The following is an 18,892-nucleotide window of genomic DNA, read 5'->3' on the forward strand; positions in this document are numbered from 1 at the left end:
CGGCGATGGCCGCACCTTTGTTCGCAGCGTCACAGCTCGGGTCACAGCTCGGGTCGGAGCTGGCGGTGAACGTCCTCAGCGCCCAGTCCCTGCTCGCCGCCTTCGGCGTGCTGGGCGTCGGCGTGGTGATGTTCGCGGAGACGGGGCTGCTGATCGGCTTCTTCCTGCCCGGTGACTCGCTGCTGTTCACGGCGGGCCTGCTGTGCACGGGGTCGGGCCACGGCAGTCTGAAGCTCTCCCTGGGACCGCTCCTGGTCTGCGCCGCGGTGGGCGCGCTGGCCGGCTCACAGTGCGGCTATCTCATCGGGCGCAAGGCGGGCGGCGCCCTGCTCGCCCGCAGCGGCTCACCCCGGCTGCACGAGGGAGCCAAGCGCGCCGAGGAGCTGCTGGAGCGCTACGGCCATGCGAAGGCGATCTTGCTGGCCCGCTTCGTCCCGGTGGTGCGCACGGTGCTCAACCCGATGGCGGGCGCCCTCCAGGTCCCCGCCCGCACGTTCACCGTGTGGCAGGTCGTCGGCGGTCTCGTCTGGAGTGTCGGCCTCACCCTCGCGGGCTACGCACTGGGCTCCTCGATCCCGAACGTCGACCGCTATCTGCTCCCGATCATCGCCGTGATCGTCATCGTGTCGCTGACGCCTCTGGCCGCCGAGCTCCGCCGCTCCCGCAAGGCCGCGACCGCGACCACGGAGAAGGGTGCCCAGGGATGATCCTCGCGTTCGACGGGTCGTCGATCGACGGCTCCGCCTACACCTACGTGGTGGATCTCGCCCAACACGCCCCGTCCTGGCTGGACAGCCTGGTGTCCGCCTGGTCCACGTACGGGCTGGCACTGTTCGCCCTTCTCATGCTCGTGGGCTGGTGGCAGGCCCGTCGCAGCAGCGCCCAGGCGGCGATGGTCTCGCTCGCGGTGCCGGTGATCGTCGTCGTGGCCTTCGGGGTGAACTCCGTGTTCAAGATGCTCGTCCGCGAGGACCGCCCCTGTCAGAGCCTGCGCGTGAAGACGCTGGAGGCGTGTCCCGCGCCGGGCGACTGGTCGTTCCCCAGCAATCACACGGTCATCGCCGCCGCGGCCGCCGTGGCCCTGCTCTACGTCTCCCGCCGCCTCGGCACCATCGCCCTGCTGGCCGCCTGCCTGATGGCCGTCTCCCGGGTCTGGGTCGGCGCGCACTATCCGCACGACGTGGTCGCCGGTGTCCTGGTCGGCACGCTGATCGCGATGCTGCTGACGACCGTCCTGCGCAGACTCTCCGACCCGCTGGCGAGCCGGCTGACGGACTCGCGGCTGCGGCCGTTGCTGATCTCGGCGTAGACCGGCGGCGACCGCCACGGGAAGCCGGCAAACACTCTTCCGGAGCGGCTGAAGGAGGACCATGCGGCACACGATCCTGGTCGTCGAGGACGATCACGCCCTGCGTGACGTCCTGCTGCGGGGGCTGCGTGACGAGGGCTTCGACACCGTGCCCGCCCGGGACGGGGCGACCGCGCTGCGGCTGGCCGGGGACGACGTCGACGCGGCCGTGCTGGATGTCGGGCTGCCCGACGCGGACGGACGGGACGTGTGCCAGGCGATCAGAGCCAATGGATTCCTCTATCCCGTCATCTTCCTGACCGCTCATCACCACCTCACGGACCGGCTGGCGGGCTTCTCGGCCGGCGGCGACGACTATCTGCCCAAGCCGTTCCACCTGACGGAGCTGGCCGCCCGGCTGCGGGCGGCACTCAAACGCAGCGGACCGCTCCCGGCCACCACGTCCGGGGACCTGGTCCTGGACCCGGTCGGGCACGGCCTCACCGTCCAGGACACCCGGGTCGGCCTCACCCCGACGGAGTTCCGGCTGCTGGCGGTGCTCATGGCGGGGTCCGGGGACATCGTCCGCAGACACGAGCTGATCAGGGCCGGATGGCCGGAAGGCGCCCGGGTCAGCGACAACACGCTGGACCAGTATCTGACCCGGCTGCGCCGCAAGCTCCGGGACAGCGGCAGCGCGCTGACCATCACCACGGCACGCGGCATAGGCCACCGCCTGTCATGAGGGCCCTGTCAGCCGGCGCGTCAGCCGGTGCCATGACGGCCGTGTCAGCCGGCGCGAGGGCACGGAGGGCACGGTCATGAGGGCGTTCGCCTCCCGCTGGTGGCCGCGCACCCTGCGGGGCAGGCTCTCCCTGGTCGCGCTCACCACGGCGACGATCCTCATGGTGATCCTCACGGTCGCGTTCAACACCGTCGTACGCCGGCACCTCCAGCACCAGGCGGACGACGAGCTGCGCACCCGGGCCGCCGCCGTCGCCGCGACCGTCGTCACCGACGGCTCCCGTGTGCGGGTCCTGGAGACGCCGGGTGAGGAACTGCTCGACACGAACGCGTGGATCTACTCCGGCGACCGGCTGCTCGAGAAGCCCTCGTCCGCCACCGCCGACGGCCCGCTGACCCGCGCCGCCGCCCGGCTCGTGGCGCGCGACGGCCGGCACTGCGTCACCGCGCACGGTCACGACGAGGTCCGGCTGTGCTCGCGCCCGGTGCCCGGCGGCAAGGGCGCCGCCGTCGTCACCGCGCTGGACCTCTCGCCCTACCGCGGCTCGGCCGACACGATGCTCTTCGCGTCCCTCGCCCTCGACGCCGCGATGCTCGCCTGCACCTACGCGCTGACGCGGCTGGCGGTGGGCCGCGCCCTGCGTCCCGTGCACTCGATGACCGAACACGCCACCCGGTGGAGCGCGATAGCGTCCCCGGAGCGCTTCGGCTCAGTGACCCGCCCCACCGAACTCGCCCAGCTGGGCGGTTCGCTGGACGCCCTCCTCGACCGCATCCGCGCCCTGTTGCGACACGAGCGGCAGCTCACCCGGGAGCTGTCGCACGAGCTGCGCAACCCGCTCGCCCGGATCATCGCCGAGCTCGACTGGTGGGGGGCCCGCCCCCGCTCCGACGCCGACACCGAGGCCACCCACGCGGCGATCGCCGACGCGGCCCTGTCCATGCGCACGATCTGCGACACCCTGCTCGACGAAGCCCGCGACAGCGCGGCCACCGCGCCCGGCACGGCCGACGTGCTGCCGGTGCTGGGCCGCCTGGCGGACCGTCTGGTGGACCGCCTCGACCCGGCGAAGAAGGGGGTGGAGGTCGTCGTCACCGCCCGGGACGCGCGGTTGTCGGCAGGGGTGCCCGACGCCCTCCTGGAGCGCATCGTCAGCCCGCTGCTCGACAACGCGGTGAGGCACGCGCGCACCCGGGTCGAGATCCTTGCCCGCGCTCAGCCCGGCGGCGTACGCGTCGAGGTCCGGGACGACGGCCCCGGCGTACCGGCGTCGTTCGTGGCGCAGCTCTTCCAGCCGGGCCGGCGCGCCGATCCCGGCGACGGACACGGCGGAGCGGGCCTCGGGCTGCCGCTGGCACGACGCCTGGCCCGCTCCGTCGGCGGGGAGGTGGACCTCGACGGTCGGTGCACCTCCGGCGCGACGTTCGTGGTCACGCTTCCCGCGGGTTGAGCACGCCTTCCTTGTCGGTGACGTCCTTGCGGGTCAGCGTGAGGTACACCACCAGCGCGAGGATGACCGTCAGGAACAGCACGCTGGTGACCACGGTGCCGAAGCCCAGGCCGCCGTCGCCGGTCGGTTGCGAGAGGTAGTCGCCCATCGAGGCACCCAGAGGACGGGTCAGGATGTACGCGATCCAGAAGCTCAGCACGGCGTTCAGGCCGAGGGCGAAGTGCGCGACCGCGACCGCGGCGATGGCGAGGCCGAAGAGGACGGCGGACACCCAGTATCCGAGGGCCATCTTCTCCGCGACGAGGTCACCGGCCGCGGTGCCCAGCGCGAAGGTGAACAGCACGGCCAGCCAGTAGTAGGCCTCGCGGGACACCGTGTCGATGCTGTGGATGGACAGCGTTCCCTCGCGGCGGTACCAGATGGCGAAGACGACGGCGAGTGCGACGGCGAACACGGAGGTGCTGGTCGTCAGCGGCACGCCCAGGTTGTCGGTGAGGTTGTCGCTGATCAGGGTGCCGACGACGCTGATGAGGGCCACGGCGAGCCAGTACACGCCGGGCCGGTAGGCCTTCGTGCGGAACTGGGCAACGAGGACCACGATCAGCAGCGCGCTCATCAGCAGCGACACACCGGTCAGGCCCATGCCCAGGTTCGAGTTCAGGAGGTCCGCCGCGGTCTCGCCGACCGTGGTGCACAGCACCTTGATGATCCAGAAGTACGCGGTGACTTCGGGAACCTTGTTCCAGCGGAGGTGGTGGCCGGGGGCCGCCCCGCTGCGGACATGAGCCCCGGTCGTCTCAGAAATCTCGGTCATGGGGCCCGACCCTGCCAGCGGGACTCTGAACACATCCTGACTACCGATGGGGGGGCGACAGGGACGAACAGCGCGAGCGTCGTTCAGAGGACCTTGCGGCGGGCCAGTACGGCCAGCGCCAGCAGCCCTGGGACCAGGGGCAGCCACACCGTCAGCAGCCGGTAGCCGAGGACCGCCGACGCCGCGGCGCTGCCCGGCGCTCCGGCCAGCCTGAGGGCCATGGCGAGCGCCGCGTCCAGGGAACCGATGCCACCGGGCGTGGGCAGGAGTACGGCGGCGCTGCTCGCTGCCAGGTAGGCCAGCGCCACCTGGGCCGGGGGCAGCGGCAGTTCGAGGGCCTGGGCGACCGCGACGACCACCGTGGCGTGCAGCGCGGCGAAGGCCAGCGAGCCGCCCCACAGCGCGGCCGCGCGCGCCGGGACCTCGTGCACGGCGCGGACGTCGGCCAGCACGGCCCGCAGCGCGCGCCGCAGAGGTCCGCGCAGCAGTACGACGGCGGTGACCACCACGGCGAACGCGATCACGATCACCGTCGCCGAGATGTGCGGCAGGCGGAGCAGGCCGGGACACGCCAGCGCGAGCACGGCGATCAGGAAGCCCCGCGAGACGGCCCCGGCGGTCGCCTTCACACCGAGCGCGGTCGCCGACCGGACGACCGGCAGACCGCACCGGGTCAGGAAGCGGAGGTTGACCGCACCGGCGCCGAGGCCCGCGGGCAGTACGTGGTTGGCGGCGGAGGCCGCGAACTGGACGGCGACCAGCTGCCGGGCGGGCAACGGCCGGGTCACCGCCCCTTGCTGGGCGAGCGCCGAGCACACCCAGGTCGCCGCGGTGGCGACGGCCGCCACGAGCAGCCAGCCGCGGTCGGCGACGGCCAGCCGGTCGACGCCGGTGACGATCACCGGCCAGTGGCGCTGGGCGAGATGGACCGCGCACACCATCACGGCGAGGGTCAGCGCGGCATGCAGGGAGACCCGCCTGCTCACGGCCGTCGTCGGTGCGCCGGGCGGAAGAATGGTCATGTCGCGTCGCCTCCCTGGACGGCGGGGGCCACGTACACCATCAGACGGCCGACGCGGTGCGCTTCCCACGTGCGGGCGTACGCGGGTGGCTTGTCGCCCGGTGTGGTCAGCACGCCGACCGGGATCCGCTGTCCTGCCCGCACTAGGGCATCGGCGGTGGTGTTGGCGTTGTGTCCGCCGGTGTCGACGGAGGAGCACCCGGTGTAGAAGGCGATCGGGACGTCCTCGTAGCCGGTCAGCATGCAGGGCGGCGTCACCCCCAGCCGGTGCAGCCGGGTCGCGGTGTCGGCCCAGCCCTGGTGGGAGACGGTGGCGCCGTGCACGGTGTGCTCCAGCACCGCGAACTGCACCACGAGATGCCCGGCCAGGCCGAGCGCCACCAGGGTGACGGCCACCGGTCGCCGACCGCCGCCGGGCGCGGTCACCAGGTGGATCAGGGCGTCGGCGACCGGGATGACCAGCAGGATGTACACGGGCAGCAGGAAGCGCGGCGCCGCGTATCCGATCATGAAGAGGTACGGGAAGCCCACCGTCGCGGCGCAGGCCAGAAGCAGCAAGGTGGCCACCCCGCGTCGGGCCCTGACGGCGATCACCGCTCCGAGGACGGCCACCACGGGCAGCGCGAACCACCACAGCAGCACCGGCGGGGCGGGCATGTCCCCGGTGCAGGGGCGGCACAGGGCGCGCCCGCCGAGGCTGCGCATCTGGTCGCCGAAGGCCAAGTTCCAGCCCAGGCCGCCCTGGATCCTGGACCCGTCGGAGAGCCGCTGGGCGAGGCCGCCGTAACTGACGTACGCCTCGACGACCCACTCGCCCGCGCCGGCGACCAGGCCCGTGACGAGCGCGACCAGCAGCCTCGGGCGCCGCCAGCGGCGTACGCACACAACGAGGAAGAGCAGCGGCAGGGTGGCGTAGACCGCGTCGGTGGGCCGCATCCACGCCATCAGCGCGGCGCTCAGGCCCACGCCCCACGGCGCCGCCCGGTCGAAGCGGTCGGCCTGGCCACGCAGGAAGCAGCCGACGCAGGCCAGGGCACCGATCGCGACCCAGTAGTTGGGCATGGCCTGCGGGCCGTAGAAGAGGGTCACCCAGAGCGTGGAGAACAGAGCGCCCGCCGTCGCCAGTACCCGTATGGGGAACAGTCCGCGCCAGACGCGCAGCGCCAGGAACAGGCCGACTCCGGAGAGCACGGCCAGATAGACGCGCAGCAGGGCGGTGGACGACGACCAGGACGCGATCGGTGCCACCAGCAGGGAGATTCCGCGGGCGCGCGGGGCGCTGAAGAAGGCGGCCGGGGCGTGCGAGCCGACCTGGCTGACGTAGACGGTCTCGTCCCAGCCGAGCCCCATGTCCGGCCGCACCAGGATCAGTTGGGCCAGAGTAAAGGCTCCCGCGACCAGCGCCAGCCACTGCGGGCCGTGCGGCCGTCTGGAAGCGCGCCCCGTCGGGGGCGGGCTGCGGCGACCGGCGCCGACGAGCGGAAGGTTCACAGTTTTGGCCATCGCCTACCCTTCGCCCTACATTCCGTAGGGTTCGTCACCCTACAAGACGTAGGGTGAAGGAGAAAGTTGCGCAAAACACGGCCAAATTACAGTGGAACGACCGGTGTTGCAGTCCGGCGGGCACACCCTCGCACCACCCCGGGCGCACTCGTACGCCCTCACCACCCCCCGTACCCCTACGCGCTGTAAGGTGACGGACATGGCTGGCACAGGCCCCCGCGGCAGAGCCGAACGACGCAGCGCCGGCGAGTTGGAGAGCGAGGTCCTCGCCGCCCTCTGGGCCACCGACCAGGCCCTCACCCCCGCCGACATCCAGGCCGAGATCGGCGGCAACCTCGCCTACAACACCGTTCACACCATCCTCAAACGCCTGTACGACAAGGGTCTGGTCCTGCGTGACGTCGACGGCCGGCGCGGCGCGTACCGGCCCGCCAAGAACGCCGCCGAACTGACCGCCGAGGCCATGCACGAGGCGCTGGACCGGGGGCCCGACCCGATCGCGGCCCTCCAGCAGTTCGTCACCGGCCTGAGCCCCCGAGAGGAAGAGGCCCTGCGGGATCTCCTCAGGGGGAGCGGGATGTGAGGATCGACGTCTACATCCCCCTCGTCCTGCCGCTGCTGCTGACGGCCGTCGCGCCGCAGGTGGGTCTCCGGGTCTCCCCGGCGGTGGCCACCCGGGTCCTCACCATCGCCGCCGTACTGACCGCGGCCGCCTCCACCTGGGCGCTGCTGCTGCTCGCCGCCACCCTGGTCAACGAGGCGCCGCACGTGGCCACGGAGGCCGGCGAGAACGGTAGGCGCCTGCCGGAACCGGTCCCGGTGGCGATCGCCTTCGCCGCCATCACGCTCCTGTGGCTGATCGGCTTCCGGCTCGTCCGCGCCCTGCGCGCCCACTACGCGACCCGCCGCGTCCTGAAGCGGCTGTGCGAGGGACACCCGCCCGACAGCGAACTCATCGTCGCCGCCTCCTCGACGCCCCGGGCCTTCGCGATCCCCGGCCCGCCGGGCCGGATCCTGGTCACGGCCGCCATGCTCGGCGCGCTGGAACCGGCGGAGCGACGCGTACTGCTGGCCCACGAGCGCGCCCATCTCGCCCACCGCCACTCCGTGCTGTCGACCGCGGTGACCCTGGCCGCCGCCGCCAACCCGGTGCTCGCGCCGGTGCGCACCACCGTCACCTTCCTGGTGGAGCGCTGGGCCGACGAGGAGGCCGCGCGGCGTGTCGGGGACCGTCGTACCACCGCCCGCGCCCTCGCCCGGGCCGCCCTCGTCGCCCAGCGCGCCCGGCCGGGCTGCGCTCTGAGTTTCTCGGAACACGCGATCACCCGCCGGATCGCCGCGCTGCAGACGGCCCCGCCGCCGGACCTGTGGCCCATCGGCGTGGCCGTCCTCGTCCTCGGCGCCCTGCCCGCGCTCGGCGCGCTGGACGCCACCGGCGATCTGCTCCGCCTGCTCGGCGAGAGTCTGCCGGGGTTGGGGCCTGTTTTCGGGTGAGGCCCGGGTCGCGCGCCTCAGGTGCCGAGCGTCCTGCGCTCCCGCAGGTGTGCGTAGCCCATGAGTGCGACAAGCACCGCGAACAGCACGGCCGACGAACCCGCCGTACCGAGGTCGAGACCGCCCTTGGCGGTCGGCTTGGTGAGGAAGTCGCCCGCGGTCGCGCCCAGCGGGCGGGTGAGGACGAAGGCGATCCAGAACAGCACCACGTTCGGCACCGCGGGGACGGGCATCAACGCGACGAGGACCGCGAGCAGCCCGGTGACGAGCAGCGCGCCGCCCGCGTAACCGAGCCCGGAGCTGTCCGACAGGAAATCGCCCATCGAGGTGCCGAGGGTGTTCGACACCAGGATCGCCGACCAGAACAGGGCCTCGGCCCGGAAGGTCACGATGTCGCGGATGACGAACGTCATCCCGGTGAACTTCCAGACAGTGAAGATCACGACCAGCAGCGAGACCAGGATCGCGGCGCCCGCGGGGTACCCGAGTCCCAGGCCCTGCGGACCCCAGCCCAGCGAGGTGGCCCCGCCGGAGAGGTACTCGGGGCCGGCGTCACGGTTCATGAAGTCGGACAGCGTGGTGCCCGCCATGCTGGTGGACAGGATCACGGTCCAGTAGAAGAAGGGGTTGTACCGGCGCGACCTGAGCTGCACGACCAGCGTGACCACGAAGACCACGAACAGCAGGATCGTGGTGAGGAAGTAGCCCAGCTTGAGGGTCTGTGCGAAGAGGTCTCCCGCGGTCTCGCCGAGTGTCGTCGCGGCGATCTTCATGATCCAGAAGGCCAGGGTCACCTCTGGCAGCTTCTTCATCACGAAGGTGCCGCGGTCGGCGACTTCGTGGCCGGCGACGACTTCCGTCTTGTCCAACGTTCGCTCCTGGGGGGGGTGCGTCGACATCCCCCCCCAGGGCCACGGCCCAAGGAGGGCGCGTGTCCGACGGCTCAGTGTCGCGCATGCCCGCGCGCCACGCCGGTCGACGTGGCAGTCCCAACCTGAACGCATCCTGAACGCGCGATCATGCCTCCAGCCCCTGCGGACGCGTCAGGGGCGCGGCCATAGCCCGAGATAGTCGACTGGTCGTACAATGACGGCATGGGACGTACCAGCGATGCCAGGGAGAAGATCCTCAGCGCCGCGCAAGCACTCATCGAGCTGCGCGGCTACTCGGCGCTGGGGGTGGCCGAGATCTGCAAGACGGCCGGTGTGCCCAAGGGCAGTTTCTACTACTTCTTCGAGTCCAAGGAGGCCCTCGCCCTGGCCGTGCTCGACGAGCACTGGGCCGCCCAGAAGAGCGCCTGGGCACGCGTCCTGAACAGCGGCGAGGAACCCCTGCGGCGCCTGTACCGGCTGTTCGAGGAGACGGAGAACGAGCTGCACGCCGGCCAGCAGAGCTGCGGCACCGTGTCGGGCTGCCTGTTCGGGAACCTCACCCTGGAGATGAGCAACCACACCGAGCTCGTCCGCACCCGCCTGCAGGAGATCTTCGACGCACAGGTCGAGATGGTCGAGTCGGTCATCACCGAGGCCCGTGAGCGCGAGGAGGTCACCGCGCTGGACACCCGGGAAGCCGCACGGGCGGTGGTCGCCCAGCTGGAGGGGCAGGTGTTGTTCGCCAAGCTCTACAACAACACCCGTCGGCTCAGCCCCCTGTGGGCGAACTGCCTGGCCCTGCTCGGTGCCCGCGCGCCACAGGAGGCCGTGGCAGGCGTCTGAACCCCGCCGCGACACCGTTCAGAAGGCGTTGACGTCGATGACCGCCTGGGCGAATGCCTCAGGGGCTTCCTGTGGCAAGTTGTGGCCGATGCCCTTCAGCGTCCGGTGGTCGTACGCGCCCGTGAAGTGACCGCGATACGAGGCACCGTCTCCGGGCGGCGTGAAGGGATCCAACTCCCCGTCAAGGGTGATCGTCGGCAGCGAGATGGCGGGACTCTGGGCAAGTCGCTTTTCCAGATGGTCGTATCGCGGGTCCCCCTTGGCCAGACTCAGTCGCCACCGGTAGTTGTGGATCACGATGGCGACCCAGTCCGGATTGTCGAAGGCCGCCGCGGTGCGGTCGAATGTGGCGTCGTCGAAGTGCCATGTCGGGGAGACGTTCTTCCAGATGAGTTTCGCGAAATCGTGCTTGTACTGTTCGAGGCCCAGTTGCCCCCTTTCGGTGGCGAAATAGTACTGGTACCACCACGCCCATTCGGCCTGGGGCGGCAGGGGCGCCTTATTGCGTTCGAGGTTGGTGATGAGATAGCCGGTCACGGAGACCAGGGCCTTGCAGCGCTCCGGCCAGAGCACCGCGATGATGTCGGCCGTCCGCGCTCCCCAGTCGAAACCGGCGAGGATCGCCTTCTCGATCTTCAGCGCGTCCATGAGCGCGATGATGTCGAGCGCGATCACCGACTGCTGGGCGTTGCGGAACGTCTTGCCCGAACGGAACCGTGTGGTGCCATGGCCGCGCAGATACGGCACGATCACCCGATAGCCCGCCGCGGCGAGCCCGGGAGCCACATCGACATAGCTGTGAATGTCGTAGGGCCAGCCGTGCAGAAGGACGACCACGGGGCCGTGCGCGGGGCCGGCCTCCGCATACCCCACATTCAGCTCTCCGGCACGAATCTGCTTCAGCGGGCCGAAAGAGGTGTGCGTTCCGAGCTCGGCCGCGAGCGGAATCGCGGACCTTTTCCCCTCGGCCGCGGAGGCCGATGTCGGGGCCGAGGCAGATGCCGAGGACACCGGGAGTGCCGGCAGTGAGGCTCCGGCTGTTCCTATGGTGAGAATCCGGGAAAACGTGCGCCTGTCGATGACATTCCCCTTTCTCGACCGGTGCGCGGATGGTAGGGAAATCAACATGGCCCAGATGTCAGGGGCCGTCAGCGCCTCGCCAGATGTTGTCGAAGGCCGCGTCCTCGATGCTTCGCCGTTGCCGTACCGCTTCCAGTTCCGTCACCGCGTCGTTGACCGCGGCCAACACGGTCAGGACCGCGTCTTCGACGAGATCCGCGGCCTCCTCGGTCGACTCGTCGTGGATGCCCACGGCGGCCGCGAGAACGGTCAGGACGGGCTCGCCCGAGGTCCAGCGTTCGGCCGCGTGGTTGCGGTCCGGCGAGTCGGCCGCTTCCGTGCGGCCGCCGCGGAAGGGGTTCCAGCTGTGGCGTGGCCGGGTGAGCCGTCCTTCCGCCTCCAGGTCCGCGCGATAGGCCGCGGACAGCCCACGGCCCCGTCGCCACAGCCAGTCGTCGACGGACTCGTACGGCGTCTGCCGGACCAGCGACGACACGGCCCCGTCCAACAGGCGGTCGCCCATGGTCCACTGCGCGCCGGGCACGATGCGGTCGTCCTCCAGCGTGATGACCTGGGCCTCGATGAGGTCGACCAGTTCGGCTCCCGCGAGGGCCAGCGACAGGTCGCCCTGCTCGACGGGCCGGCTGGACGGGACGTCCATGGCGATCATCAACAGGTCCCGCGGTGTGGTCATGACGGGCTCCACGTGTGAGTCATCGGTGGCTGCCCGCGTCCGGCGCGGATTCCGCCGGTGCGGGCTGTCGTACCGGGACGGTAGGTCGCACTACCACCATGTGGTGCGGAAAGCCGACGCGCAGCACGGCGGCGGCCGCGGCGGCCACGAGAACCACGGAGGCGGCCAGGATCAGGGCCTGCTGGTAGCCGTGGTGGAGCAGGGGCGCGACCACCAGCGGGCCGAGGATCTGCCCGACGGAGTACCCGGCGGTCAGCAGTGCGACGGAGCGGGGAAACTCCAGGTGAGCGCCGGTGGCGAGGGCGAGGGTGCTGACACCGATGAACGTCGCGCCGAACAGCGCCGCGGAGAGCAGGGCGGCCGGGGCTCCGCCGATCAGGGCGGGCAGGGCGATGCCCACCGCCTGGACGACGAGCGCGGCGAGCAGCAGGTCGGGACGGGACCAACGGCGCCCGAGCCGGGCCCACAGCGCGGAGGAGGGTACGGCCGCCAGCCCGACCAGCACCCAGGCGCCGCCGCCGAGCGGTCCCGGGGAGCTCTGTTCGATCGCGGCGACCAGGAAGGTGCCCGCGATGATGTAGCCGATGCCTTCCAGGGTGTAGGAGGCGAACAGGGCGGTGAACCAGCGGTGCGTGCGGATGCGCGTGCCCGCGCCCGTGTGCGACCCGCGGCCGGAATCCGCGGTGGCCTCGGTGACTGTGGTGGCCGTGGTGACTGTGGTCGCCGTGGTGGCCGGTGTTGTCGCGCGAGGAGCTTCGGGGCGGAGGTTCCACGCGGCCACGGCGAGGACCGCGGCGAGTGCGGCCGAGGCCCACCAGGCGGCCCGCCAGTCCGCGACGGGGCCCAGCACCAGGACGAGCAGACCGGACAGGGCGATGCCCGCGCCGACTCCGCCGAACGCCCATCCGGGAAGGTGAGCCGGGTACTCCCGCAGGTGGCTGAGGAGCGAGCTGACCGCGATGACGAAGATCAGAGCGCTGGTCGCCCCGGCCAGCAGCCGCAGCGCGAACCACACGGCGGTGTCGTGCGTGGCGGGCATCGCGGCCAGGGTGCCGGTCAGCACGACGAGGGAGGTGCGCAGGAGGGCGCGCGAGCGAACCAGCGCGGGCGCCAGGATGCCGGCGAGCGCGCCGACGAGGTAGCCGATGTAGTTGGCTGTGGCCAGGTTCGCACCGGCGCCCGCCGACAGCCCCGCCCCGGCGTGCATCAGCGGGAGGATCGGGGTGTAGACGAACCGGCCGACCCCCATGCCCGCGGCGAGTGCCGCGGCGGCCTGGGCCACGTGCGCCCAGGGCGAGTGCGGCCTGCCGCCGTCTCGGACCGGGGAGGCCCGCAGGGGTCGTACGGGTATGACGAAGTCCATGTCCGTTCGTGATCCTTCCCAGGTCCTGGTCCATGTGAGGCCCTGGCACGTGTCAGGTCGTGCGGGTGTCGGGTCGTGCGGGTGTCGGGGGCGGGCCCGACCCACCGCCCGCTCGGCGGCTGTCAGTGCGAGCGAGGCCCGCCGTCACGTCGTGGCGTCGGTGCGGCCGGGGTCGTTGGGGTGGGACTCGAGGGCGGTGACGGTGAGGCTCATCCACGGGCGCAGCGGCAGCGTGCCGAGCACCTTCTCGTGGAGCTCGTCCTCGTCACCGGCCCGCCAGATGCCGATGCTGCGCAGTTCGCCAACCGGGCGCCACAGCCGCGCCAGGTTGCCGGTGGATGCCAGTTCCCGGGCGCGGACGGCTTCGGCGGCGCGTCGCCGGTCGACCTCGTCCTGGGTGGTGCCCTCGGGGATCGTGGTGGTGATCTCGACGAGGAACTCTCGCATGGTCCTGCTCCGCTCGCTGGGACGTCCGGCGGGAACCGGAACGCCGGGTGGGGTGACGGTGGCCCGTCGGTCCGGCGTTCGATCGCGGCCAGAACGTCTGCCGGGTGTCGAACCCGACCGTCCGCCGACTGTCGGAGAGGACCACTGCGGTCATCTGCCGTCGGGGGCCTGCATGGCCTCCATCGTCCGCCTGCCGACGGGTCGGCGCCACGACAGGCTTGCTCCCTGCTGAGAGGCGCGGCCTCGCACCGACGTAGCATGACCAGCGTGGAGCTGCGCCAACTACGGTATTTCGTCGCGGTCGCCGAGGAGCTGAACTTCGGCCGGGCCGCCGAGCGCCTCCTGATCGCGGGACCATCCCTGTCCCAGCAGATCAAGGCACTCGAACGGGATCTTGGCGTACGCCTGTTCGATCGCGACCGCCGCTCGGTGGCCCTCACCCCGGCCGGTTCGGCCCTGCTCCCCCACACCCGCGCCCTGCTCGAGCGGGCCGACGACCTCCAGCGGCGGGCCGGTCGGCTGTCCGGATCGGAACCGGTACGGCTCGGCTACGTCAACTGGCTCCCGTCGGACCTGACCGCCCGCACCGCCACGGTGGCCCAACTCCACCTCGACGCCTGGGTCGCACCCTCGCACACCCAGGCCGCCCGGGTCGCCGCAGGCGGTCTGGACCTCGCGGTGTGCTGGGTGCGGACCAAGGACCTGGAAGAGCTCGGCCTGCGCGCCCGGCTCATCGGCGCCGACCGGCTCTACGCCGTCACCACCGGCGGCGACACGAGCGATGTGGCCGCCCGGGAGACCGCCGTACTCCTCGACAACGACACCACCTCCTGGTCGTCCTGGAACGTCTACGCGGAGCAGCTGGCCGAGGACACCGGGGCCCGCGCGATACGCATCTCCGACGGCGGCATCACCGGACCGGCGTTCTTCGATCACGTCCGCCACTCCAGCCGCCCGGTCGTCAACTCCCCCAAGGGCCAGACCACCCCCCTGCCGCCCGACCTGGTCCAGCGCCCGGTCACGGCACCGGAGGTCTACTGGACCTGGTCGCTGGTCTGGCGCGAGAGCGAGGACCGCCCGGCCGTCCTCGCCGTCGTCGACGCCCTCTGTCACGGCGTGGGCGACCTCGGCCTCCACGCCCCGGACGCCTGGCTGCCCGACGGGGACCCGCACCGATAGCGATGCCGGCCCACTGACCTGCACTGGGAGGCTGCGCCTTCCAGCAGGGAGGAATTCGGTCCTGGCCAGGACCCCGCCGTCCTTTGACTTCTCCTCTCCATCCCGCCTACCTTCAAATAGTCGACCAGTCGGCTAGTAGGAAACGGCGGCCGGCGAAGAAGCCCCCGCTTCATCTCGAACCTCAGAATCCCGGAACACGGAGAAGATCATCGTGAGCTCTCAGAACCAGAAGGTCGCAGTCGTCACCGGAGCCTCGCAGGGCCTCGGCGCAGGCATCGTGGAGGGCTACCGCAAGCTCGGGTACGCCGTCGTCGCCACCTCGCGCACGATCGCCCCCGGCAACGACGCGGGCATCGTGACCGTCCAGGGTGACATCGCCGACCCCGCCACCGCCGAACGCGTCATCGCCGCCGCCGTCGAGCGGTTCGGCCGTGTCGACACCCTGGTCAACAACGCGGGCATCTTCCTCGCCAAGCCCTTCCACCTGTACACCCAGGAGGACTACGCCGCGGCGACCGGCGTGAACCTGGTCGGCTTCTTCCGCATCACCCAGCTGGCCGTCGAGCGCATGCTCGCCCAGGGCGGCGGACACATCGTCAACATCACCACCAGCCTGGTCGACAACGCCGACGCCAACGTCCCCTCCGTACTCGCCTCGCTGACCAAGGGCGGCCTGCAGTCCGCCACCAAGTCCCTCGCGATCGAGTACGCCACGCGTGGCATCCGCGTCAACGCCGTTTCGCCGGGCATCATCAAGACCCCCATGCACCCCGTGGAGACCCACGAGGCGCTCGCCGGACTGCACCCGGTCGGCCGGATGGGCGCGATCAGCGACATCGCCGACGCGGTGATCTACCTGGAGAACGCCCCGTTCGTCACCGGCGAGATCCTCCACGTCGACGGCGGCCAGAGCGCCGGCCACTGACGGAGCACGACGACAGAACACGACGACGGAGAACTTCCATGAACCGTACAACGGACAACGAGGCGGCCCTGCGGGACGTCCTCGACCGGTGGAAGGCCGCGGTCGACGCGCACGAACCGGAGCAGGTCGCCGCCCAGTTCACCGAGGACGCCATCTTCCAGGGGCTGCACCCCTACAGCGTCGGAAGGCCCGGCGTCGCGGCCTACTACGCCTCCCAGCCCATCGGGATGGCCGCCGCGTACCAGATTCTCGAGACCAGGCGCCTCACCGACGACCTCGTCCTCGGATATCTGAGCGTCGACTTCTCCTTCACGGACCGCCCCACCCTCAACGTCAAACTCGGCGTACTGGTGCAGCGCGTGCAGGGGACCTGGCACATCGGCCACTACCAGGTGTCCCGGCTCGAATAGTCCGGCTCCCTTACAGGAAGTTCCTTACAGGGAGTTCCTTACAGGGAGTTCACCCAAGCCGCGGTGTCGCCCGGGCGGCCGAAGCGAAGCGTGTCGAGATGCGCGAAGCGGGGGTCGCCGGTGCGGCGGGCGATCTCGCGGCGCCGGTTCGCGTGCTGGGACCAGGACCACCACAGGGGGTGTTCCCGGCTCAGCCAGCCGGTCCAGGTTTCCCTGTTGCCGCCGAACAGCGGCTCACGTGTGACAGTGCGGCGAACGGAACGGCGCAGGACCCGGGGCAGGACGATGCGTTTGGGATAGTCCAGCCATATCACCGTGTCGGCCTGTTCCCACATCAGGTCACGGACCTCCGGATAGCCGATGGAGTCGATGGCCCAGCGGGATTCGGCGGTGATCCGGAGAACGTCCTCGCTCAACTTCTCGTTCACGGCCCACCCGGCACCTGTGAAGTACAGCGCGTCCATCTCGTGGTAGGGCAGGCCGAGGCGACCGCTCAGACCCCGGGCGAGCGTGGACTTACCCGCACCTGTGCTCCCCACCACCAAGATCCGCCGCATCCCGGCATCCTAGGCCCCGTCCGGCGGATCCTGCCGGACAGGCCCTGACCGTGTGGGCGCCTAGTTCTTCTGCCACCCTCGGCGACTCCCGGTAGCAGGAGGCGAGCGGTTCCGAGCGATCCCGCCCTTGGCTGAAGACCGGGCTCACGGTGTGAACGGATGCCCGAGGCTGCCACAGCTCCGCACCGCAACCGAAGGCCAGCCGGGGCACCTACGAGATGCGGGAGATCGTCAACGCGCCGCTGCACGAGAGCCGCAACGCGGTGATCACCGGCTCGGCCAACGCCCAGCGCTCGGGTTCTCGCCGAGGCGGACGAGACTCTTGCGGTGATTGGCATGGCCCGGACATCATTGCGGTCGTGCGGCAAATCTACCCGCATAGATTTCGGCTCCATCCTGATCGTCCCCATCCGTCGCCCGACCGCCCCACAGCGGTGGCAACGCATCCAGGAGGAACCCCGTGCAGCTCACCGTCACCCGGCGTACGGCTGTCGCCGTCGCCCTCAGTGCGGTATCCGCCCTCGCTCTCCAAGGCCTCGCCCTTCCCTCCGCCCACGCTTCGACCCCCGCGGCGTCATCGGCGCCTTCCGACTCCGCCACGGTGGGCGGCATCGAAGCCGCCACCGCACGCGCCGTGGCCCGCTCACTCGGCAACGCCGACTGGCGGGCACAGATACGTACCGCCGCGCTGGGTTCGAGACAGGTGGACCTCGCAACGCTCACCGCCCGGGCCTCGGCACCCACCGCACTGAACTCGGCGGTCAGCACGGCCGACCGCCGCATCGCCACCGCCAAGGGACTGCCCGCGACCACCGGTTCACTCCTGCGCCTGCGTCTGGGCGCGGACTCCATGCGGGGCGCGCTGACCACGAAGGTCAAACCGCTGGTGGCGGTCGCCGCCAACGACGACTCCGCGACCGCCGTCACCGCCTACGACAGTGCCGGCCGGGCCCACACACTGAGCGCCGGGCAGACGCCGAAGCAGCCGGTGTACGTCATCGACATCGACGTGTCGAAGGCCGTGTCCCTCGGCCTCGCGCAGGTGAACAAGGCCTTCGAGAAGGCGGGCCTGCGGGCGCCGATGAAGGCCGCGGCCGGCAATGCCGGGTACTGGACCACCAAGGTCGATTCGGTCTACCTCAACGACGACGAAGAGCCCTGGGTCCTCGGGGACGCCGAGATCTACTCGATCGTCAGCGGATTCGGCCTGGACGGAAATGTCCGCGTCGACACGGTCACCATGCCGTATCTGGACGACGACCACACCACCTATTACCCGAACCAGATCCTCGTCAACTGGTCCAACTACAAGTACAACGAAGCCGACGTCGTCATGATGGAGGACGACGGCGACACCAACTACGCGACCTTGGCGAAGGCCCTCGCCGACGCGCTGCTGACCATCACCGACCAAGGTACGTACATCCCACTGGTGGACGCGATCCTCGCCGCGCTCCCCACGTCCTGGTACACCAACGACGCGGACTACGTGGACTCCTGGTACACCCTCGCGCAGTCCTCGTCCGGCCGCGTGAACGGTGCCCGGGGCAACGGCTGGATGACGGTGTCCCCGTACTTCGTCCAACAGTTCTGATCCTCGGCCGCGCCGCGTCTTCACGGCTCCGCCCCACTGGACGGAATCCAGTGGGGCGGAGATCCGTATCGCTACGCGGGCAGACGGGCCCCGACCGTCGTCAGCGGATCTGCCGGGCGAACGCCTCGTACGCCCGCTCGTCGAAGAGGACGAACCTGACCTCCTCGACCGACGTCTTCGCCGCCCGTACCGTCTCCACCGCGATCCGCGCCGCGTCGTCCATCGGCCATCCGTAGATGCCCGCTGAGACCGCCGGAAAGGCGACCGTACGGGCGCCCAGCTCATCCGCCACCCGCAACGACTCCCGGTAGCACGAAGCCAGCAGCTCCGACCGGTCCTCCTCGTGGGAGAACCGCGGGCCGACCGTGTGGATCACCCACCGTGCGTCCAACTCGCCCGCGGTGGTGGAGACCGCGCGGCCCGTGGGCAGGCCCTTGCCGTAGTGGGAGGCGCGGAGCCTGCGGCAGTCGGCGAGGATGGCGGGGCCACCACGACGGTGGATGGCCCCGTCCACACCTCCCCCGCCGAGCAGCGACGAGTTCGCCGCGTTGACGATCGCGTCGACGCTCTGGCGGGTGATGTCTCCCTGGACCAGGGTGATGGCGGTCATGACGGCCTCGGCTTCCTCGTGTGC

At 70.8% G+C, this 18,892-nt stretch carries 21 protein-coding genes and 1 pseudogene; 11 read left to right on the top strand and 11 right to left on the bottom strand.

Annotation, left to right across the window (positions count from 1 at the left end):
* The first annotated feature begins 5 nt into the window (after nt 1–5).
* The 4 genes from OG819_RS44805 (at nt 6) to OG819_RS44820 (ending at nt 3,483) form a co-directional block, all read left to right on the top strand.
* Nucleotides 6–707: a DedA family protein gene (locus tag OG819_RS44805; RefSeq protein WP_266630706.1), complete on the top strand. Its 702-nt coding sequence runs from the start codon at nt 6–8 to the stop codon at nt 705–707.
* Nucleotides 704–1,309, top strand: coding sequence for a phosphatase PAP2 family protein (locus OG819_RS44810; RefSeq protein WP_266630704.1), 606 nt, complete (start codon nt 704–706; stop codon nt 1,307–1,309). Before OG819_RS44805 ends, OG819_RS44810 begins: the two co-directional genes overlap by 4 nt.
* A gap of 61 nt (nt 1,310–1,370) precedes the next feature.
* A complete protein-coding gene (locus OG819_RS44815) occupies nt 1,371–2,033 on the top strand; it encodes a response regulator transcription factor (protein WP_266630702.1) in 663 nt (220 codons plus the stop codon).
* A 76-nt stretch (nt 2,034–2,109) separates the two neighbouring features.
* Nucleotides 2,110–3,483 carry a HAMP domain-containing sensor histidine kinase gene (locus tag OG819_RS44820; RefSeq protein ID WP_266630700.1) on the top strand — a complete coding sequence of 458 codons (1,374 nt, stop codon included), beginning with the start codon at nt 2,110–2,112 and terminating at the stop codon, nt 3,481–3,483.
* Here the strand turns inward: OG819_RS44820 and OG819_RS44825 are convergent.
* The 3 genes from OG819_RS44825 to OG819_RS44835 all read right to left on the bottom strand — a co-directional run bounded on the left by OG819_RS44825 (nt 3,464) and on the right by OG819_RS44835 (nt 6,821).
* Nucleotides 3,464–4,297, bottom strand: coding sequence for a hypothetical protein (locus OG819_RS44825; protein ID WP_266655145.1), 834 nt, complete (start codon nt 4,295–4,297; stop codon nt 3,464–3,466). The genes OG819_RS44820 and OG819_RS44825 overlap by 20 nt on opposite strands.
* Nucleotides 4,298–4,380: 83 nt before the next feature.
* Nucleotides 4,381–5,319 carry a lysylphosphatidylglycerol synthase domain-containing protein gene (locus OG819_RS44830; protein ID WP_266630696.1) on the bottom strand — a complete coding sequence of 313 codons (939 nt, stop codon included), beginning with the start codon at nt 5,317–5,319 and terminating at the stop codon, nt 4,381–4,383.
* A complete protein-coding gene (locus tag OG819_RS44835; protein ID WP_266630694.1) occupies nt 5,316–6,821 on the bottom strand; it encodes a hypothetical protein in 1,506 nt (501 codons plus the stop codon). The genes OG819_RS44830 and OG819_RS44835 overlap by 4 nt, the downstream gene beginning before the upstream one ends.
* Before the next feature lie 199 nt (nt 6,822–7,020).
* Between OG819_RS44835 and OG819_RS44840 the strand changes: the two genes are divergently transcribed.
* The gene (locus OG819_RS44840; RefSeq protein WP_266630692.1) at nt 7,021–7,404 is read left to right on the top strand and encodes a BlaI/MecI/CopY family transcriptional regulator; all 384 of its coding nucleotides are present in this window, start codon (nt 7,021–7,023) and stop codon (nt 7,402–7,404) included.
* Complete coding sequence (locus OG819_RS44845) at nt 7,401–8,315, top strand: M56 family metallopeptidase (protein WP_266655147.1); 915 nt, start codon at nt 7,401–7,403, stop codon at nt 8,313–8,315. Before OG819_RS44840 ends, OG819_RS44845 begins: the two co-directional genes overlap by 4 nt.
* Before the next feature lie 17 nt (nt 8,316–8,332).
* Here the strand turns inward: OG819_RS44845 and OG819_RS44850 are convergent, their stop codons facing one another.
* A complete protein-coding gene (locus tag OG819_RS44850) occupies nt 8,333–9,184 on the bottom strand; it encodes a hypothetical protein (protein ID WP_266630688.1) in 852 nt (283 codons plus the stop codon).
* A 225-nt stretch (nt 9,185–9,409) separates the two neighbouring features.
* On the opposite strand from OG819_RS44850, the gene OG819_RS44855 reads away from it, so the two are divergent.
* Nucleotides 9,410–10,030 (top strand): TetR/AcrR family transcriptional regulator, encoded by a 621-nt coding sequence (locus tag OG819_RS44855; RefSeq protein ID WP_266630686.1) that lies wholly within the window; start codon nt 9,410–9,412, stop codon nt 10,028–10,030.
* An 18-nt stretch (nt 10,031–10,048) separates the two neighbouring features.
* Here the strand turns inward: OG819_RS44855 and OG819_RS44860 are convergent, their stop codons facing one another.
* The 4 genes from OG819_RS44860 to OG819_RS44875 all read right to left on the bottom strand — a co-directional run bounded on the left by OG819_RS44860 (nt 10,049) and on the right by OG819_RS44875 (nt 13,593).
* Nucleotides 10,049–11,158: an alpha/beta fold hydrolase gene (locus tag OG819_RS44860; protein WP_266655149.1), complete on the bottom strand. Its 1,110-nt coding sequence runs from the start codon at nt 11,156–11,158 to the stop codon at nt 10,049–10,051.
* A gap of 10 nt (nt 11,159–11,168) precedes the next feature.
* Nucleotides 11,169–11,783 carry a GPP34 family phosphoprotein gene (locus OG819_RS44865; RefSeq protein WP_266655151.1) on the bottom strand — a complete coding sequence of 205 codons (615 nt, stop codon included), beginning with the start codon at nt 11,781–11,783 and terminating at the stop codon, nt 11,169–11,171.
* A gap of 19 nt (nt 11,784–11,802) precedes the next feature.
* Complete coding sequence (locus OG819_RS44870) at nt 11,803–13,032, bottom strand: YbfB/YjiJ family MFS transporter (RefSeq protein WP_266655581.1); 1,230 nt, start codon at nt 13,030–13,032, stop codon at nt 11,803–11,805.
* A 258-nt stretch (nt 13,033–13,290) separates the two neighbouring features.
* The gene (locus tag OG819_RS44875) at nt 13,291–13,593 is read right to left on the bottom strand and encodes a muconolactone Delta-isomerase family protein (RefSeq protein WP_266428637.1); all 303 of its coding nucleotides are present in this window, start codon (nt 13,591–13,593) and stop codon (nt 13,291–13,293) included.
* Nucleotides 13,594–13,851: 258 nt separating this feature from the next.
* Here OG819_RS44875 and OG819_RS44880 point away from each other — a divergent pair, with 258 nt between their 5' ends.
* The 3 genes from OG819_RS44880 (at nt 13,852) to OG819_RS44890 (ending at nt 16,107) form a co-directional block, all read left to right on the top strand.
* Nucleotides 13,852–14,772: a LysR family transcriptional regulator gene (locus OG819_RS44880; RefSeq protein ID WP_323139431.1), complete on the top strand. Its 921-nt coding sequence runs from the start codon at nt 13,852–13,854 to the stop codon at nt 14,770–14,772.
* A gap of 211 nt (nt 14,773–14,983) precedes the next feature.
* Nucleotides 14,984–15,697: an SDR family oxidoreductase gene (locus tag OG819_RS44885; RefSeq protein WP_266655153.1), complete on the top strand. Its 714-nt coding sequence runs from the start codon at nt 14,984–14,986 to the stop codon at nt 15,695–15,697.
* A gap of 38 nt (nt 15,698–15,735) precedes the next feature.
* Entirely contained in the window at nt 15,736–16,107 is a 372-nt protein-coding gene (locus OG819_RS44890) for an SgcJ/EcaC family oxidoreductase (RefSeq protein WP_266630678.1), read from the top strand.
* Nucleotides 16,108–16,145: 38 nt separating this feature from the next.
* On the opposite strand, the gene OG819_RS44895 is transcribed toward OG819_RS44890, so the two are convergent.
* Together OG819_RS44895 and OG819_RS44900 are read right to left on the bottom strand one after the other, a co-directional pair.
* Nucleotides 16,146–16,664, bottom strand: a complete 519-nt coding sequence (locus tag OG819_RS44895) for an adenylate kinase (protein WP_266655155.1) — start codon at nt 16,662–16,664, stop codon at nt 16,146–16,148.
* Nucleotides 16,665–16,683: 19 nt separating this feature from the next.
* Nucleotides 16,684–16,821: pseudogene (locus OG819_RS44900) on the bottom strand (macro domain-containing protein); the annotation flags it as partial.
* A gap of 303 nt (nt 16,822–17,124) precedes the next feature.
* Between OG819_RS44900 and OG819_RS44905 the strand changes: the two are divergent.
* Nucleotides 17,125–18,258: a DUF3103 family protein gene (locus OG819_RS44905; protein WP_266655157.1), complete on the top strand. Its 1,134-nt coding sequence runs from the start codon at nt 17,125–17,127 to the stop codon at nt 18,256–18,258.
* 100 nt (nt 18,259–18,358) lie between these two features.
* Here OG819_RS44905 and OG819_RS44910 read toward each other — a convergent pair whose 3' ends face one another.
* Nucleotides 18,359–18,868 (bottom strand): O-acetyl-ADP-ribose deacetylase, encoded by a 510-nt coding sequence (locus OG819_RS44910; RefSeq protein ID WP_266630672.1) that lies wholly within the window; start codon nt 18,866–18,868, stop codon nt 18,359–18,361.
* Between the last annotated feature and the right edge of the window lie 24 nt (nt 18,869–18,892).

This window comes from Streptomyces sp. NBC_01549 (genome assembly GCF_026339955.1).
Taxonomy (GTDB): Bacteria; Actinomycetota; Actinomycetes; order Streptomycetales; family Streptomycetaceae; genus Streptomyces.

What these genes read in the sequence shown, in the direction of transcription:
- OG819_RS44805 (WP_266630706.1), top strand. Translation starts at nt 6, where the DNA reads ATGGCCGCACCTTTGTTCGCAGCGTCACAGCTCGGGTCACAGCTCGGG.
- OG819_RS44810 (WP_266630704.1), top strand. Translation starts at nt 704, where the DNA reads ATGATCCTCGCGTTCGACGGGTCGTCGATCGACGGCTCCGCCTACACC.
- OG819_RS44815 (WP_266630702.1), top strand. Translation starts at nt 1,371, where the DNA reads ATGCGGCACACGATCCTGGTCGTCGAGGACGATCACGCCCTGCGTGAC.
- OG819_RS44820 (WP_266630700.1), top strand. Translation starts at nt 2,110, where the DNA reads ATGAGGGCGTTCGCCTCCCGCTGGTGGCCGCGCACCCTGCGGGGCAGG.
- OG819_RS44825 (WP_266655145.1), bottom strand. Translation starts at nt 4,297, where the DNA reads ATGACCGAGATTTCTGAGACGACCGGGGCTCATGTCCGCAGCGGGGCG.
- OG819_RS44830 (WP_266630696.1), bottom strand. Translation starts at nt 5,319, where the DNA reads ATGACCATTCTTCCGCCCGGCGCACCGACGACGGCCGTGAGCAGGCGG.
- OG819_RS44835 (WP_266630694.1), bottom strand. Translation starts at nt 6,821, where the DNA reads ATGGCCAAAACTGTGAACCTTCCGCTCGTCGGCGCCGGTCGCCGCAGC.
- OG819_RS44840 (WP_266630692.1), top strand. Translation starts at nt 7,021, where the DNA reads ATGGCTGGCACAGGCCCCCGCGGCAGAGCCGAACGACGCAGCGCCGGC.
- OG819_RS44855 (WP_266630686.1), top strand. Translation starts at nt 9,410, where the DNA reads ATGGGACGTACCAGCGATGCCAGGGAGAAGATCCTCAGCGCCGCGCAA.
- OG819_RS44860 (WP_266655149.1), bottom strand. Translation starts at nt 11,158, where the DNA reads ATGTTGATTTCCCTACCATCCGCGCACCGGTCGAGAAAGGGGAATGTC.
- OG819_RS44865 (WP_266655151.1), bottom strand. Translation starts at nt 11,783, where the DNA reads ATGACCACACCGCGGGACCTGTTGATGATCGCCATGGACGTCCCGTCC.
- OG819_RS44870 (WP_266655581.1), bottom strand. Translation starts at nt 13,032, where the DNA reads ATGGGGGTCGGCCGGTTCGTCTACACCCCGATCCTCCCGCTGATGCAC.
- OG819_RS44875 (WP_266428637.1), bottom strand. Translation starts at nt 13,593, where the DNA reads ATGCGAGAGTTCCTCGTCGAGATCACCACCACGATCCCCGAGGGCACC.
- OG819_RS44880 (WP_323139431.1), top strand. Translation starts at nt 13,852, where the DNA reads ATGACCAGCGTGGAGCTGCGCCAACTACGGTATTTCGTCGCGGTCGCC.
- OG819_RS44890 (WP_266630678.1), top strand. Translation starts at nt 15,736, where the DNA reads ATGAACCGTACAACGGACAACGAGGCGGCCCTGCGGGACGTCCTCGAC.
- OG819_RS44895 (WP_266655155.1), bottom strand. Translation starts at nt 16,664, where the DNA reads ATGCGGCGGATCTTGGTGGTGGGGAGCACAGGTGCGGGTAAGTCCACG.
- OG819_RS44910 (WP_266630672.1), bottom strand. Translation starts at nt 18,868, where the DNA reads ATGACCGCCATCACCCTGGTCCAGGGAGACATCACCCGCCAGAGCGTC.